Annotated in this window: 14 protein-coding genes; 1 reads left to right on the plus strand and 13 read right to left on the minus strand. The window is 48.2% G+C overall.

Annotated features, from left to right (window positions below; translation table 11 throughout):
- Positions 1-31: 31 nt before the first annotated feature.
- From BAZ21_RS20985 to BAZ21_RS21025, 9 genes are all read right to left on the minus strand, one after another.
- Complete coding sequence (locus BAZ21_RS20985) at positions 32-721, minus strand: iron-dependent peroxidase (protein ID WP_068504834.1); 690 nt, start codon at positions 719-721, stop codon at positions 32-34.
- A complete protein-coding gene (locus tag BAZ21_RS20990; RefSeq protein ID WP_068504836.1) occupies positions 718-2,037 on the minus strand; it encodes a normocyte-binding protein in 1,320 nt (439 codons plus the stop codon). Before BAZ21_RS20990 ends, BAZ21_RS20985 begins: the two co-directional genes overlap by 4 nt.
- A gap of 51 nt (positions 2,038-2,088) precedes the next feature.
- Entirely contained in the window at positions 2,089-3,978 is a 1,890-nt protein-coding gene (locus BAZ21_RS20995) for a PP2C family protein-serine/threonine phosphatase (RefSeq protein ID WP_068504838.1), read from the minus strand.
- 22 nt (positions 3,979-4,000) lie between these two features.
- Positions 4,001-4,831 (minus strand): PP2C family protein-serine/threonine phosphatase, encoded by an 831-nt coding sequence (locus BAZ21_RS21000; protein ID WP_084011800.1) that lies wholly within the window; start codon positions 4,829-4,831, stop codon positions 4,001-4,003.
- 35 nt (positions 4,832-4,866) lie between these two features.
- Positions 4,867-5,394 carry an FHA domain-containing protein gene (locus BAZ21_RS21005; protein WP_068504841.1) on the minus strand — a complete coding sequence of 176 codons (528 nt, stop codon included), beginning with the start codon at positions 5,392-5,394 and terminating at the stop codon, positions 4,867-4,869.
- A gap of 67 nt (positions 5,395-5,461) precedes the next feature.
- Positions 5,462-6,010 carry an FHA domain-containing protein gene (locus BAZ21_RS21010; RefSeq protein ID WP_068504844.1) on the minus strand — a complete coding sequence of 183 codons (549 nt, stop codon included), beginning with the start codon at positions 6,008-6,010 and terminating at the stop codon, positions 5,462-5,464.
- Between the two features lie 32 nt (positions 6,011-6,042).
- Positions 6,043-6,492 (minus strand): DnaJ domain-containing protein, encoded by a 450-nt coding sequence (locus tag BAZ21_RS21015; protein WP_068504846.1) that lies wholly within the window; start codon positions 6,490-6,492, stop codon positions 6,043-6,045.
- Between the two features lie 132 nt (positions 6,493-6,624).
- Complete coding sequence (locus tag BAZ21_RS21020) at positions 6,625-7,050, minus strand: hypothetical protein (RefSeq protein WP_013311475.1); 426 nt, start codon at positions 7,048-7,050, stop codon at positions 6,625-6,627.
- Positions 7,051-7,169: 119 nt separating this feature from the next.
- On the minus strand, positions 7,170-9,338 hold the full coding sequence (locus tag BAZ21_RS21025) for a hypothetical protein (protein WP_043891231.1): 2,169 nt from the start codon (positions 9,336-9,338) through the stop codon (positions 7,170-7,172).
- 641 nt (positions 9,339-9,979) lie between these two features.
- Here BAZ21_RS21025 and BAZ21_RS21030 point away from each other — a divergent pair.
- Complete coding sequence (locus BAZ21_RS21030) at positions 9,980-12,070, plus strand: VWA domain-containing protein (protein ID WP_068504938.1); 2,091 nt, start codon at positions 9,980-9,982, stop codon at positions 12,068-12,070.
- Positions 12,071-12,112: 42 nt separating this feature from the next.
- On the opposite strand, the gene BAZ21_RS21035 is transcribed toward BAZ21_RS21030, so the two are convergent.
- From BAZ21_RS21035 to BAZ21_RS21050, 4 genes are all read right to left on the minus strand, one after another.
- Positions 12,113-13,024, minus strand: coding sequence for a serine/threonine protein kinase (locus tag BAZ21_RS21035; RefSeq protein WP_068504847.1), 912 nt, complete (start codon positions 13,022-13,024; stop codon positions 12,113-12,115).
- Positions 13,025-13,202: 178 nt separating this feature from the next.
- Complete coding sequence (locus BAZ21_RS21040) at positions 13,203-14,468, minus strand: L-lactate MFS transporter (RefSeq protein WP_068504849.1); 1,266 nt, start codon at positions 14,466-14,468, stop codon at positions 13,203-13,205.
- A gap of 192 nt (positions 14,469-14,660) precedes the next feature.
- Complete coding sequence (locus tag BAZ21_RS21045) at positions 14,661-15,425, minus strand: LytR/AlgR family response regulator transcription factor (RefSeq protein ID WP_068504851.1); 765 nt, start codon at positions 15,423-15,425, stop codon at positions 14,661-14,663.
- Positions 15,422-17,083 (minus strand): sensor histidine kinase, encoded by a 1,662-nt coding sequence (locus tag BAZ21_RS21050; protein WP_305119364.1) that lies wholly within the window; start codon positions 17,081-17,083, stop codon positions 15,422-15,424. The genes BAZ21_RS21045 and BAZ21_RS21050 overlap by 4 nt, the downstream gene beginning before the upstream one ends.
- Position 17,084: the final 1 nt, after the last annotated feature.

Below are 17,084 nucleotides of genomic sequence, written 5' to 3' on the forward strand. Positions count from 1 at the left end.
GTTCACATATCCTTTCTGAGCCATTTGGCCTTTAATAGAGGGCGATAGCGTCTATTTTCATCGTAGGATCTGCCTCCAAAATGCCGAAATGACTTGTCCAATACAGCTCAGTTGTAAAACGTGCCGGAAGAAACAAATCCAGAATCAAATCCACCTTCATCCGTGACAGCTGCGTTTCCTCCTGGCCGATATAAACGAGCAGTTCATCTTTTTCCTCACAATTGGCATAAATGATCGAGCGATGAAAAACGCGCCGCATCGTTTCTTTTAACAGATGCACAGCCTCCCCTGTCTCATACAGGCGCAGCAGTCCTTCGGCAATCGCATCCTGCTCCTCGCGGTTTAATTGTTCAAAACTCCCCTTCACCTTCGGGCCAAAAATGCCGTCAGCAATATCACGCTGAACAAACCGGATGTGATACTCGCGCCGATTCATCCCCTGATACAAATCAATTTCCGCCAGAAAATGCATCATAATATCAAACAGCGATTCCCTTAGCTCCAGACAATCTTCTGCATCCGGTGGAAACAGGTCCCGAAAAATAGAATAAAAGCGGTAGTACGGATTGATTTCCACCACCTGCTCCAGTTGAGAATTATTCAAATCTACCAGACTAAGCTCCATATAGGGAGAATAGCTGACAGCGGGTACAAAACGGAATTTATCCACATCCAGCTCCTGTTCCCGCGCGCGCATGAGCAAATCCCAGACGTAATTCACACCCATTCTCCTTCACATTTGTACTCTGGAAAATACAACTGCACTTCCGATACCAGAAAGCTCATCAAGTCGGATAACATGTAAGCAGGTGAGGCTGGCGCAGCTTCTTCAGAGCCGCGTCTGAACCCCAGCCGCATGATCTGCTTGCCTTCCTCCGTCCGCACATTATCGCTGACAAACGGGTTTAGCGGATACGTCTGGGTTTTGGATACAAGGTTGCTTACATCATTCCTACCGGTGCCTCCCCAGATATCCACACGTTCCAATTCCAGCCCCTGGGCTGCTTCAAAAGAGTTAACGATACGCGTGATTTCCGCTTTGGCCCGGACAATCACAGCCTGCTTGCCTGCATAGCGTCCCAAAAAGCTGTCCTGCCGCCGATTGGACAATACTGGATACGTCTGCCGGCTAAGTCTCGTCGTGACTGGCTTCGTTACCTTTAACACATTCCACTCACCGGATTTATCCCGTGGCGTGACAATGGTCAGTTCTTCTTCCGTACGCTTGATATACCGGATATCCCCTTCAGCGCCGTCGATCAGATAGCCGTGCTCAGGTCCTGTTTTACGCAAAGGCAGCACATGCTCATAGTTCACACGGTCCATAGCGGGTATCGGAAAACCGCTGTTCTTTAGAGAGAGCCGTTCAATGTTCCAAAGCGGAAAAACATCGCCCTTCTTAAAAGCGTCGAACTCCTCCAACGAGATCGTAATTTCATGAATTTCCTCGTGTGCTGCGGGCTCCCCGTCTCCCCCAATCAACACACAATCAACAAATTTATAAGCATACGGGTGATTAATCGTTTTCCACGGCATGCCATTTTGCAAAAACATATGATACAGCTTTTCAATCTCCAAAATATAGGAACGGTTGTGCTCCAGCCGAAAACGTATGGGATAATTTCCGGTTTCCGTGACCAGCATCCCTGCAAAAATTCGCTTGCTGTGTACCAACGCTGTGATTCGTTCGGTCTCCATCTCCAAAAAAAGCGTAAACAGCGGCATCGCTCCGCCTTCGCGAACCACCTCCGCTACACGGCTGATGTCCACCTTCTTGTCCTCTGTATCAGACGGTAACACCGGATATAAAAACTCATGAATCGGATCATAGTCCTCACGCGATGTCAATGATACATACACATCAAACTTTTCTTCCGTATTCTCTATTTCCTCAAATACCCGCCGTTCTAGCTGGCGGGTCATCTCTTCCTGATATTCGACGAGGTTCATAAACACCCCCGCCATCATATTTTTCAGTAAACGTCTCTGCTCCAGATCGTCCATTTTGCTCAAACGGTCCTGCACCAGTTCTTTCACAGCGTTTCACTCCTTTTTCGGCTCCAGCATGCATTCATTGAACATGAAACCTTAACTTCCGTTCACGGCAGCCTGATCCTGGCTTGCTGAATCGGACACTCCCGTTGCTTTAGGAGCGGAATCAGCAGTTCCCTGCTCCTTGCTGGTGGCCGACTTGGCTGAAGAGGCGTTTCCGTTGCCAGTACTGCTGCTGCTCGAAGGCGAAGTTGAAGGCGAGGAGGCCTCCTTCTTCACGGCCGTAGGACTCGCAGAGCCCGTCGCCGCAGCCTTTGTCTGCGAATCAGCAGCAGGGACTGCGGCTGCGGAGGTCAAACCTGTGCCCGTTGTGTCCTCTGCGTTCGCATCATTCAACGCTCCGTCAGACAAGCCCAACCCGGATGGAAGCTGACCATTTTTCTGCTGCTCCGCGCTCTGCTTTTCCTCTGCCTTCGCGATGCTCCGCTCCATAGCCAGAACGCTTTCGAGCTTATCGATCTCCTGATAAATTTCCTGTGCACCGCTATAAGCTTCAATGGCTCCTTCATAATCGAGATCCTTCATCAGCTGATCCCCTTTGGTCTGAAGCTTGCCAGCTTGAATCTCCTTCAGCTGCTGCTGGATGGATGCCAATTTATCATTGGTTTCGGTAATCTTCTTTTCCAGCTCTTTTTGCGCGGACGTATACCCGGATTCCATCGCAGCCTTGTTTGCTTTTTGGTACAGCTTAAGCGCATTCGTGTAATCGCCGCCCTGAAATTTCAAATCTCCGTCCTTCATCCAGCTCGCAGTTTCGGCATAGCTGTCCAGCTGATCGATTTTATGCTCAATATCCTTCACATTAAACGGTGGATACAGTCCCGCGCTTTTCCGTGCTTTTTCGTAGCTGGCTTCGGCTTTGGCAAAATCCGCCTTTTCCACATAGCCATCCCCGTCAACCATCAGTTGAGAGACTTTCTGCTCGGCCGTATACAACCTCTTATGAATCTTATCGTTGATTTTAACTGCAGCATTTTTCGCCTCACTGTAGGACTTGAGCGCCTTTGCATAATCCCCTGCCCTTGCGTAATCGTCTGCCGTCTGAGCTGATTCGATCATCGTTTCCAGCGCTGCTGCCTTATTTGCAGCCATGCGGGCCAAGGTAATCCATGCTCCACCGCCTACAACGATAAAAACAAGTAAAGCAATCAAGATTCGTTTGATCAGCTTGCGACGGTTTTTAGGTTTTTCCTGAAATACTTTGTTAGCATAAATGGCTGCGGCTGTATAATTGTTCACCGCCCGGCGCTGCTTGCTCAGCAATACCTCTTCCAGCGTATCCGTCAGCATGACCGGGTCCTTCGCTTCCTCCAGCGCACCGAGCATTTCCGCCAGCTCGACATCTTCCCACATCCCGGATGTGGCCAGCAGCATGACATCTCCATCTGCAAGCTGCGTCTTTTTGGCATAATGGGCATGAACCCCATTCGGGTTTCCCAGATACTCCAGCAGATTCCCCCGTTCCTCGTGAGTGCTGGTCGCTTCGTCCGGAATGCGTCCGTCATCTGCCAATGACTGTGCCAAGCTATGATCCTTGCTGCGAAAATTAAGCCGACCATTGCGAAAATGATATAGCCGTACATTACCGCACGAAACGTACACCATTTTGTTGTAATTGGTCACCACCATCAACAGACTGGCCTTGAGCCGAACACGGCGGCTTTCGAATTGCAGCCATTCCTGCGCTTCACGCAGATCTCTCATCAGACGCCGCTTGGACATGGAAGGCTTCTCCATGAAATTTTCCAGCACCGTTTTGACAACCATTTCCGCGCTGCGCAGCTCCTGATCCGAATCCAGACCGTCTGCGAGGACATAACAGGCCATGTCGTCCGTCTCCATGAATGCAAAATAGTCCCGGTTGTCTATGTAAGAGCCCGCTTCCGACACAAAGGCGGTACTAAAATCGCTGTTGTCCTTGCGCATCGCTACCCCCGTCTTTCTTGTTTCATCCTATCGCCAAAATAAGTACTGTCGCATTATCCTGACTCTTAAAACCTTTATCATTAATAGAGTCAATCATGGTATCCGCCATTTCCTGTGGTGTGCCACCTTTGCGCATGATCTCTTCGAGTTCAATTTCCGTCAACGCCTCCTGAATGCCATCGCTGCACAGCAGAACATAATCGCCCGAATACAGACGAATCGGTGTAGTACCAAGCTCCATGCTCTCAAAGCCTTCATAGCCCAAATAGTTGACCAGCTGATTGCGTACAGGACTCGTTTTGGCTTCCTCCGAGGTCATTTGTCCGGCCAGCACACGTTCCTCCAGCAGTGTTTCCGCTGTATGCTTGGAATTGACCGTCTGGAAATGCCCATTGCGATAGATCGTAATCAGACTGTCGCCCACCGCTCCGTAATACAGCCGATAACCACATACGATGGCCGCCGCCAGTGTCGTTCCTCCGCCTTGCCCATTCAAATTTTGCAAAATGCTGCGGTTGCTTTGGGTGGCCGCCCCGGCAAAATATTCATTCAGATTCGATGCATCCTCCAGCTTGGCAAACGCCTTCGAAAAGGTCGTCACAGCCAGTGTACTGGACATGCGCCCATTGGCCAGTCCGCTGATACCATCTGCGACAACGGCCAGCGTACCGACAGGTGTCGTCATACTTGCAAAATAATCATCCTGCTCGCTTCGACTCCCAATCGTTTGACCATTCCCGATCTCAATTCCACTCACGGTACGGCTGCCGGAACTTCGTGTCAGTCGTATACGGATGATGAGAAGAACAGCGAATAGCACCGCAGCTCCACATACAACAAAATAAGGCTGCATTCCGTTACCTCCCTGCACCATTGCCCACTTCCGTCCTATTTGTCGTTATCCCACTCAAAATGGGCACCGCACAGCGGAATAAAGATAAATTTGCTGTGTCCCAATTCAATTACATCATAAGCAGCCAGCTCCACTGGTGAATATACCGCTTCACTATTGTGGTATGCCAAGCCTGACGAATCACCTGGCAGCAAAAAGAAGTTGCGTTTCTTCGGATCATACACAATCACCGCATGATTTCTGCGGGAAATCGTGTTGTCCCCGATAATACGGACATGCATTTCCTCTGCGCGTCCGATAAAGTTTTTCTCTGCCATAATGCGATAATCCTGACCCACCTGTGCTCCCTCGATGCACACCAGCCATCCGGTTACCGGGTGAATCCCCACCGTCTCGCCCAAATACGGCATGGTTTTGTCATCGTCTCCTGCAGCATTGGTTTTCGCCGTCGGCTCCACGCTCTTGGATGCGGCTATATTTACTACCGTATTGCAATAAGGACACGTATTTCCGTGCTTTCGTGTACTGAACATGTGTCCGTTCGGGCATCTTGTCAAACTCATAGTCGGTTCCTTCCCCCATTGTCATGAATGTCTTTTTTGCGATCTAAGGATTTTGCAATATCCCTATCTATTTGACGAGCAGCCTCGTATTGGCGATGAATAATAAATCACCTGAGTAAATCCGGTAAGGCTCTCCGCTTTCCAGTTTGTTGGCTATACTTTCGTTGGCAGGCCGCAAGCCTGTTCCGTTCCCGGAATCCACGTCCTCCACAAACCAGTCGCTGTTCACCCGGTTGAGCACCGCATGCTCCACGCTGATCAGCGATGCATAGTCTGTATCTGCCAAATCAATATCCGCCTCAGAGCGGGACGTTGTTTTGCCGATCAAGAGCGACGTTTCACCTTCGATATACCATTCTTTAATGGACTCGCCTTCCTCATCTATCAGCACCAGCTTGGCAATCCGCTTACGCTCTGCCTTTGGCTTTGCCACGGGTACAACGGACACCAGATTGTGCAGTATGTATACAAGCACGCCGATTCCAATACCTATCGCAACCACGGTTTTCAAGCCGCTGTAGCCTGTACGATTAAACACATAAAAGGCGATCGCCAGCATCAGCCCGAACATGGCAACATCTATGATGAAAACCCATCTGTTCTGCGCCGTTTTCACTGCTTGCTTCCCCCGTTTCCATCCTGAAATCATCACTTTTTACGAATACCAAAAAACTGGTTAAACATCGCCGAGGTATCCGTCGGATCACCGGATTTTTTCGTATTTTTCCCAGGTGAGCCCTCCTTCGTTTTCGGATGAAAACCGAAAAATTGCTCAAAATTACTTCCTATGTCAGCCGGATTAAATCCTTTGGCTGCCTTGCGCGCACCTCCGGAAGCTGCAGCTCCTCTTCCTCTCTCTTGCTGTTGTCCGCCAGCTCCCTCAGTTTTTCGGATGAGCTCGGCATCGTATGCCTGCCGCAATGCTTCGTCACGCAAGGTATTATAAGCCTCGTGAATCAGCTTGAACTTGCGCGTTGCTTCCTCGCTTCCCTGGTTGGTATCAGGATGATACTTTTTCGCCAGTTTGCGGTAAGCCTGCTTAATCTCTGCCTCCGAAGCATCCCGGCTGACACCGAGCAGCTCATAGTAGTTGGCCATGGTATGATGTTCCCCTCTCCGAAAAAAATAAATATTAAGAGACCCTCAGGCCTCTTAATATTTATCCACCCTGCACCTGAGCACAGGGTGAGTGTGTGTGTTCAAGCTGTGCCTGACGTTAAGCCGTCAAGCTTAAACCGGATATCCGCCGTCGATTGTAGCCAGCTCGGTTTTGTCTTTCTTTTGTTTGATGTAGAGTGTAAATGCACCCACACCTTCTGTGTCACCGAAGTGCTCATTGTAGTCTACAACGAACGCATTCGGGAAGTGGATTTTACGCACAACTTGATCAGCTGCGATAACTTCCAGTGTTACTTTACGGTAGCTGTCTGCTTTTTCAGCAGGAACCAGGGACCACAAAGCCAGTTTCAGCGTGTCATCCGCGCTGTCACCGTCTACTGCTGTGATGATTTTACCGCTGATGCGCAGCGTAGAGCCTACGTCAGTGGAGCGTGCATTGGAATCGTCCGGTGTATCGGTGTCATAAATAACCGTTTGGATGTTATCCAAGCCCAGCTCGATTGTTTCTTGTCCTTCTACTTTCAATCTGAATCCCATGTGTGTTGCCTCCTTGAAATTGGGTAATATAATGGCGGGAGAAGCAGAGCTTCTCCGCAATTTATGTGTAAAGGCGGTTCTGGATAGAAACGCCTCTAACATCTTTCTTAGCGCTCGGATCATGATTTAACCGAGCTGGTTCCCTTAGTGATCATGACTTCCAGGTTCTTCACATTACCGTTGAAGACCAGATCGATATGGCACATATTGCTTTTCTCATCAATAATGAAGCTCATATCGTCTCCATCCTGAATGATCGAATTAACAGATCCTCTGCTGCCCAGCCACTTGCTCTTCTGACTGCTCGGATTGTTGCTGAAGAAGCGGACGATATTTTCGTGCTTGAAGTCTCCTGTCTGGTAGCGCAAAATACGTTCAATGTACGTGCTGACCAGCGTCTTGTAGATGGAGTCAAAGCCGTCCTCGGACATCGCCATGCTTCTCGCCTTGTAGACGGTAATCCGGCGGATATCCTTATCCTGGAGCTGAGCATTCTCTGACGAGAATACAAAACCGAAGTTTTTACGGTTAATAGCATCCTTGATCGTGTTGGTGAACCCGGTGATTTCCTTGGCCATTGTTGTCACTGTGCGCAGACTGTTGTCTCCCGCTTCAATATCGAAGCGTACGCCAGGGTAGTTTTTGTTGACCGTTTTGAAGGTCTCACGCAGATACTCGGGACATTGATAAGCAGAGACCAAACCGGCGGCAACATAGGCTGCCCCTACATAGACACCCTCGATCCACAGCTTGAGGATATCCTCTTTTTCCTTGGAGAGCTGTACACCGCTTTCGGTTTGCAGCATTTTGCTGTCGATAATGACACCCGATTTGTCCTTTGGAATAATCGTGAAGTTCGGTACACATGGAATCGCAAATTCGCTGTATTCTCTGCGAACGAGAGTGGAGCACTTGTCGATATATTTGTCGATCCCGGCCGTCGCCATGCTGTTAAAGGTTGTTTCTTCTCCAGATTCAAAATTAAAGAACATTTGAATTTTGTAATCCTTCACAACCTGCAGCAGCATCGAAAGGGATTCCATGGAATTTCCACCCTGCTTAACCACCTTCTCGTTGCCCTTGAAGCGTTCGCGTGTAACCTTCACCTTACCGGCTGCTTCCAGCTCAATCGATGGGACGATACCGAACCAGATTGTGTCGCTAAATTCATTTTTAGCATTCACCGTGTTCAGGTATGTTTCCAGGCGCGGGATGTTGCTGCTTTTCACCAGCATGTCCAGCTTGTTATTCGCCACCAGCATCGTCGGCAGCATTCCCTTGCTCTTGGTTGCATATTGATCAAAAAACATTTTCACACCAAGGATTTTTTCCACAAGCGGCTTGACTGCCTTCACGAAATCGTCCTTCGCATTTTTATAGAACTCCAGATACGTGTTGTAATTTTGCACTTCAACTGCTGTATCGACCTTGGTCTGAACAGCTGGCAGCGGCACAAATGTACGAACCACCAAATCCTTCACATAATCAGAAGGTGTATCTGTGATGGAGTTATAATCTTCCTCGAATACCTGTGACAGATCGCCGGTGCTGTTTTCATCCAGCAGCATCAGCTCGGTGCTTTCGCTCTTCGGCGCTTCGATAATTTTCAGTTCGCCGCTTTCTCCAATAGAGAGCATACCCACCTGAATCAGCTCACCAGAGTTTTCCTCTTGAGCACCACCGAGCAGAAGACGGGTTTTAATATCCTCAATTGCCAGTGGCAGCATAGCCATCACATTGTTGTAGTTCTGACTCGCTTCCTCAAACATTCCATTCAGCTTGTCGCCCATGTCGAGTTTCTTTGGATCGCCATCATCCAGCTTGTCGTATTCACCGTACATATAGTGAATTTCTTTGCGGACTTGACGAATATCATCCATAACCTTTTTCGGAGAAATCATATCCAGCAGATTTTCAAACTTGAAATCCACATTCGTGATTCCTTGACTGCGTTTGGTATCAATGAGTGTAAACAACATTTTCAGAAAATCATTACTTTGATTGATACGAATTTCAGAAATGCTATCCTCATCGATCCCCTCCGGCTTTTTAATGGTGTAGACGACTTTTTGATTGGCCGCGTTAAAAAACGAATATACGGTCGGTGAAAACTTATCTAAAAATTCGTCAAAGCTGCGCACCAGAAGGTGCTGGTTAATTTCCTTGATCTTCTCGTCACTTAAGCTGTCAATACCTTTTACATCACCTACAATGGTGATCAGGTCCAGCTTTTCCGGGTTAATTTCTTCAAAAAGCATGGTCCGGTTCGTTTGATAAATGATTTCCATCGCTGTCGGCAAACGAATAAGGTATGAGTATAGGTCCATTGCTCCATGTACGGACACGGGATGTCCAATATGGAATGTACGAATGCCCATTACTAGTTCATTTGCCTCCTCCCCCCTACATAACATTCAAATTGGCCAAAGGATTCGGCTTATACCGTATTTACGGTATAGGCATGTAACCTCGAAAATCAGTCCGAAGTGTGATTTAACTTTTAACAGCAAAAAAATTAAAGATGAGATATAAATTTTAATGTGAAGTCAGATAACAAAAGAAATCTTGAATTATTGATTTCGCATTCCTAACTTCAATCCCATTTTTTGCCGTTGATACGAAAGCTATCATACAAAGTACTCTTTGGTTTTGTCAATTTCTGTACTCTCAGATTGAAACAGGGCATTTTGACTCATTTTATGCGTAAATACGTAATTTTTATGATAACTTAGACCTGTTTCTACAGGGAAATATTCACAAATGGAACTGAATTGCCGATAGAAATCCATTGGATATTTCTGATAAGCGTAAAAGTATCAAATTCATGGCCAAATGTGAGTGTTAACGGCTATTTTGATCCTTTATCCCTTATATCCCAAGGATTAGGAGGGTCGCTACACCCACATTGGCCTCGTCGACGGAGGAGCTTATGTTCAGGATAAGGAAACTAGGGATTATCATTTTCATGACTTTTGTACTATTTTTTCAAATAGGCTTAAATGGGGGGATTTTCACTGTACATCAGGCTAATGCAGCATCTTCGGGGACTGCTCCGATTGAGGGTTACGATGCTGTTTTTGTACTGGATACCAGTTATTCCATGAGGGACACCGATCCTGAGGGCATTGCAGCCGAAGTCATCAGTATGTTTATGGACTTGAGTGATGCAGACCGTACACGCGTTGGCTTCGTCGCCTACAACCATCACGTAGTCGCGTCCAAATCCCTGACCTCAATTGCCGTAGCAGCGCAAAAATCCCAAATTCAGCAGGAAATCAGAACGCTAAACCGTTCCGGTTATACGGATCTGGGACTTGGATTGCGTAAGGGCTCGGAGCTGCTCGCCGCAGGAGCATCCAAGGGACGTCAGCCTTTTATGATCCTGCTATCAGATGGGGAGACTGATTTTGGTGCCTCCTCCGGTTCCCGAACGAAAGGGGATTCCAACAACGATGTGGCTTCTGTCATCAAATCCGCACAGACCAAAGGATATCCGGTGTATACGATTGGTCTGAATCATGACGGTACAGTAAATCGGCAGGAGCTGGAGCGGATTGCTTCTCAAACGGGGGGAGCTTCTTTTATTACGAGCAGTGCCGAGGATCTGCCGGAAATTTTGAATCGGATTTTCGCCAGTCAAATTCGTTCCAAGCTCGTGCCTGTTGCCGCCATTACGACCACTGGCGAGATGCAGGAATTAACAGTCAACCTGCCAGACTCCAGTATGGAGGAAGCGAATTTGGTGCTTTTGTCCGAGCATCCTCTTCAGGAAACACAGTTGTATTCCAATTCAGAAAATGTTCGCAGGTATAAGTCGAGCCGATATGCGATTTTAAAAATTGAGCATCCACAGGCAGGCAAAGTAAAGCTGAGGCTGAGGGGCATACGCGGGGATTTGGTCAAAATCAATTTGCTCGGCAGCTATCGACTGGAAGCTGAAGCTGGCATGGGAGGAAAACAAGGAACCGCAATGAATGGCAACAAGCCAGTGCAGTTACTTAAAGGCCAGGCCACACCTTTTCAGGCTCAGCTCCTGTTACCGGATGGCCAAAAGCTTTCAGATGAAGCCGTATATACGTCTCTCCAAGCCCATATTATAGTTACCCCTGTAAAGGGTGGCACAGCCAAAAAGGTGCCTATGACCTATAAGGACGGTGCGTTTCATGCCGAATATGCGTTCCCTCAAACAGGAGATTATACTTGGCAGCTCGCTCTGGACAGCCCGCAATGGTATCGTAATGGAACCGTACATAAGGTCCACGCGGCCAATGCAGCGCCGCAGGTGTTAAAGGACCTGACGATTCGCCTGGTGAAAGAAGACGGAGATTCCCGTCGAAGTTTATCGGATTTCTTTGCTGATCCGAATCATGACAAGCTAACCTACAAGCTGGAGACGGGAGCCTCTGGGGATGCGGCCCGTGCCGAGATTAATGGTAATGATCTGCTGCTATCCGAGCTTCACACAGGTGACTCTGAGCTGAAGATTACCGCAACTGATCCGGAAGGAGCTTCCAGCAGTGCTACGCTGACCGTTTCCGTGCAGTCCCGGTATACCGCCATTAAATGGACGGTGGCTATCGGTATCGTGGTAGCAGCGCTTCTGTACTGGTTTTTGCGGCCTAAGCCGCAATTTGCCGGAAGAATCGAAGGATATTTTCTCGCAACGGCCAGTGGACAGGAGATTCCGGTAAAATCCTGGCCGCTCACCTCCTTTCCGGGCCGAAAGGTTAGCCTAAAAGAATTGTTCCGTACGCTGGACGTTCACGAACCGCTGCCAGAGGCGGAGCGAATCCTGTTTTCCGCAGGTAAAAAAGGCAGTCTGGTCGTCAAACATGATACACGCTGCGCCCTGCAGCACGGAAAGGTCAGATTGGCCCGCAACAAGAAAGCGGTAATGGATTACGGTGACAAACTGTACATCACGTTCGAGGACGGCGTAACTGAAATTGAGCTGCGCTACAAAGCGATCAAGCCGAATACCTCAGTGTACACCGATCATATTCAAGCTCCGACAGGATAACGTCGGTCGTAAAACAAAAAAAGGAAGCACCGTCCCTTACGATTAACGAACCGTAAGAGTGCGGCGCTTCCCTTTTTTTATCCAGTATTCCGCACGTAGTGCGGCTTTAAACCATCTGAGTGAGCGACAACGCTTGTTAGCCTGCACCTCCAGACCACGCCGAATCACATACGGCAGCAAGGAAATTCCTGCATTTTCGATCCGAATCCGGTCGGTCCGATCTGCAAACAATCTGCCTGGCACATCCGGTGGAGGTGATCCTTTCTGGCAATAATACAGCGTGGCGGCCAAGCTATAGATATCCGACACAGGCCCCTGCTGCGAGCGGTTAGAATAAAACTCCAGCGGAGAGTAGCCTGCCGTGGTGAAGATCGGATGCTCCTTGCCCTCAAAATGTACAGCTGAACCGAAATCAAGCAGCTTGATGCTGCCATTTTCCCCAATCATAATGTTGCCAGGCTTAATATCCCGGTGAATAATGCCCTTATCGTGAATATACTCCATGGCATCAACTAAAGACAGCAACGCCTGATACTTAAAAGCAGGATCGGACGTGAGCGCAGACTCTTCTTTCATCACCCTGTCCAGCGTCTTGCCTGCACAGTATTCCATAACCAGATAAGCAGTTCCATTTTCCTCAAAGTGATCTATATAACCGACAATCCCAGGATGACTTAACTCCTTGAGCATTTGCCCTTCACACAAAAAATAATGCATAAACTCCACATATTTGGATTGCATAGACGCGCCGCAGGTCACCGTTTTTCGATCCGATCCCCGCAGGGCCAGTGCACTCGGAAAAAACTCCTTCACAATGACCTTTTCTCGATGATCCAACAGCCTTGCCGTATACACGATGGCCAGCTCACTGCGGGACAAGGTGCTTCGAATTTGATATGTATTTCGCAGCTTCGTATTGCGGGCAAGCAGGTTCCCGCTTGTATCCACGATCATGACTCGTCCTCCTGTCAGGTTCTTAGCTTATGTCTTTTGTATATATCGGCTTATTACACATCTTTTTATTATACCTTAAAATAGATTGCTAGAAAAACAAATAACCTGCCAGCATTTCCCACAGAGAAATGATGACAGGTCTTTTGGCATTCATCTGGTCCTTTTTTCTCAAACCCTGTTAGCCCAGCTTCGTTCCGGGCTTCATGCCACGCAAGGTATGAGGATTTTTCTTGCGTTGACTGCGCAAATTGCCTTGATCCGGTTTGCTTTGATCCGGTGTACGAATCGTCAGCGCGATCAGGAACGATACAACACACAGCACCGCAATGGTCGTAAAGGTCGGGATAAAGCCTCCGAGCAAGGCTGCGATAAAAGATCCCGCCAGTGCACCGAGGCCAAAGCCCTGATACACGATACCATAGTTTTTACTTTGATTTTTCAGGCCGAAGAAATCAGCCACGATGGCTGGAAAAACGGTAATGTTGCCGCCGAAGCAGAATGCAATTCCTGCTACACAGGCAAAGAACAAACCATAGTTCAGCGGTACCAGACTAAGTACTGTAACCGCGACCGCTGTTGCCAGCAACGCACCCGCTACCACTTTCAGACGACCGACTTTATCCGATAGCGCACCTAATATGATCCGTCCCGCCGTGTTGAAAATAGCGACCATTGCGACCGCATTAGCGGCTGTTGCTACATCCAGCCCGGCCATCCGTACGCCGATATCCTTGACAACTCCAATCAGGTACAGACCACTCATACAAGCGGTAAAGAACATCACGAACAGCAGATATGCCTGCTTGGTGCGCAGCATCTCTTTAACGGTGTAATCCCGCTGCGGTGTACCCGCATTTTGTACCGAAGGCTTGTTCACGACTACAGCCTCCCGTACCAGGAAAGAACCGCCCACGATCATGATTAACACGATCATACCCCAATACAGAAATGCCTGCGATACGCCAACGGACTGAATCAGCGAACCATTAATATATTTGAAAATAAGACTGCCTGTCCCGTATGCCCCAACCGAAATACCGGAAATAAGTCCTTTTTTCTCAGGAAACCATTTGATCAGATTCGACAGTGATGTAATATATGCCGTACCGTCCGCAAAACCTACGACAACACCCACTAAAATGTACAGCAGGGACAGGGAGCTTACCTGTGAGCTGAGCATTAACCCTGCACCTAATACGACACCTGCGCCTAAAATCAGACGACGCAATCCCCATTTATCCTGCAGCTTGCCTGCAAATAATGTAGCAAATGCCAACGCAAAGCTGGTAATCGAAAATGTAATGGCGACCGAGCTGAGGTTCCAGCCAAAGCGGTCCACCAGCGGTTGATTAAACAAACTCCAAGTGTAAATCGTTCCTAATCCCATCTGGACAATAATCGTTCCAAGCACGATCAGCAGGCGGTTTCCGCTGTTTGTTTTCATATAAATCTCCTCTTTTCATTCCGGCTCTTATAGCGTCAATTTGTCATCATGATAACCGGGAATCCAGTACGCACCTGCGCCCTTGGAGGAGCAAGTCTGTAAGGATTCTCTCTACATGGATCATTATAACGTCGTAAGTTAGCCAGAATTCATTTGAGGAATGAAATGCACATATAGCGGAATGAAGTGCCTTTATAGTCGCATAATTTGCCGAAATTCCTTGGCTTTGCTTCGGCTTACCGGAATCTCCGCGTCCAGGCCGCGCAAACGCAGGAGATACGTGTGATTGAACCAGGGCACAATTTCACGAATTTGCGACAGATTCACCGTGTAGGAACGGTGACAACGGAAAAAGTCCTGCTGCGGCAAGCGGGCATGAAATTCCGAGATACTCATCGGCATCGTATATTCCTCATGCCTTGTAAACACGCGGGTAACCTTTTCCTGTGCACTCGCGTAGTAAATATCGCTCGCATTGGTCACAATAATTTTGTCGTTTTTCAGCAGATTGATGCGGCCCGAAGCGCTGACCGTGCTTGCTTCAGCAGCCCGAGGCTGTGCAGGTGGGACCGTATCCTGTGACTGAGCATTCCGCTGCTCATAGGCATTTTCCAGCTTGCGCAGCATGGCGGCGATTCGTTTTTCATCATACGGCTTGAGAATATAGTCGAATGCCTCCAGTTCAAAGGCCTGTGCCGCATGTTCTTTATAGGCGGTCGTAAAAATAATATAAGGCTTTCTGGCAAATTTGCTAATATTCTGAGCCAGCAGCATCCCGTCCAGCGAAGGAATGTTAATATCCAGAAAGATGGCGTCCGTCTCCTGCTCCTGCAAAAACCGGAATACATCCAGTCCGTCCTCGAAGCTATTCGTCACCTCAATGCTGCTATGAGTCTGAATAAGATACTCCAGCTCTTCGCGCGCCGGAATTTCGTCTTCTACAATTATGGCCTTCATGACTTCTCCTTTGGTATGTCAAAATAAACTTCGGTGCCTGGCTTATGTTTGAGAATAATAACTCCTTCACCGTACATAAGCTTGAGTCGTCTGTGCACATTGTACAAGCCTATTTGTTTGGCCGGAACCTGATCATGATACAGATTATCCACAACATCATCTCGTATACCCACCCCGGTATCTGCCACGGAAATCCGCACCTTTTCTCCCCGATCCCGTACGGAAATCGTCACTGTACCCGGCCCCTTTTTCTTTAGTATCCCATGATTAATCGCATTTTCAACCAAGGGCTGGATAATTAGGCTTGGAATGCGCACAGATACCTCATCCATCACATACTCCACCTGAAGCCGGTTGCCGAAGCGCGCTTTTTCAATTTCCACGTAATCAGATACCTGCTGAAGCTCCTTATGAATTTCGATCAGATCATCATTGAGCTCCAAATTATAACGCAGATAGCCCGACAAATTAATGATCAGCTCTCGTGCCTTATCCGGCTTGGTGCGTGTAGTCGAGGCAATCGCGTTCAGCGCGTTGAACAAGAAATGAGGATTGATTTTGGTCTGCAATGCCTTCAATTCGGCTTTGTTCGCTGCTTCTTTAATTTGCTCCACACGCGACACTTCCATTAACGTGGAAATGATTTGAGACAAACCAATAGCCATCGTCTGCAACGGGTACGTGATTTTATATGCTTTACGGTAATAAATTTTCAGGGTTCCGGTTACCTCCCCCCGCTCCTCTAACGGGATAATGAGCAGAGACTGAATTTGGGGCGTTTTATCATCTGCAATATGATTGCGAATCGTGATTTTTCCGCTGCGGATCGTCGATTTGGTCACATCGCTAATGATCTCGTCACCAATGTGATAGCGTTCCTCGCCAAAACCGACATAGGCCAGCACACTTCGAGTATCCGTAATCGCAACCGCGTCTGCCTTGATATCCTCTTTTATGATCGAACAAATGGTATGCAGCGATTCCGCATTAATCGAACGAAAATAGGGCAACGTCTTGTTGGCAATATCCAGTGCCAGCTTGGCCTGTCTGGCCGCGATATTTTCCTTTTCCCCCTCGACACTCTGGATAAACAGAACGATGAGACCGATACTGACTTCCCCGATAATCATCGGCAATCCGATCTTGGAAACGATGTCCAGACCCAGAGCGTACGGGTGTGCCATCACCAGAATAAGCAGCATCGTTAATGCCTCGCAAATCATTCCTGCGGCGATGCCGACCAGCCATCTTTTGGAACGGCTAACCCGACGACCAATGTATCCAGATCCCACACCTGCCAGAATACTGGTGATCAGACATGGAATCGAGGTCACTCCCCCGATATCAATCAGATAGCGGTGGATACCCGATATAATACCTGTAATGATTCCAACCCATGGTCCGAACAAAATACCGCCCGCCATAATCGCAATGATACGAACATTCACAAGCGAGCCTTCGACTTCAATCCCGGTGTACGTGCCGAACAATGCAAACATACAAAAAATCAACGTTAGCAGTGTCAGCTCGCCCGGAGAATGGCTGTTCTTTTGCAGGGTTTCCTTAAACCGCGGGATACGGGTAATAAAAAATAAACAAATCAGCAGCAACGCTGCGCGCTCAAATAGCTGCATCAGCATTTCCAAAAAGGCGTTCACA

Origin of the sequence: Paenibacillus kribbensis (assembly GCF_001705305.1) — a bacterium.
GTDB lineage: Bacteria > Bacillota > Bacilli > Paenibacillales > Paenibacillaceae > Paenibacillus > Paenibacillus kribbensis_B.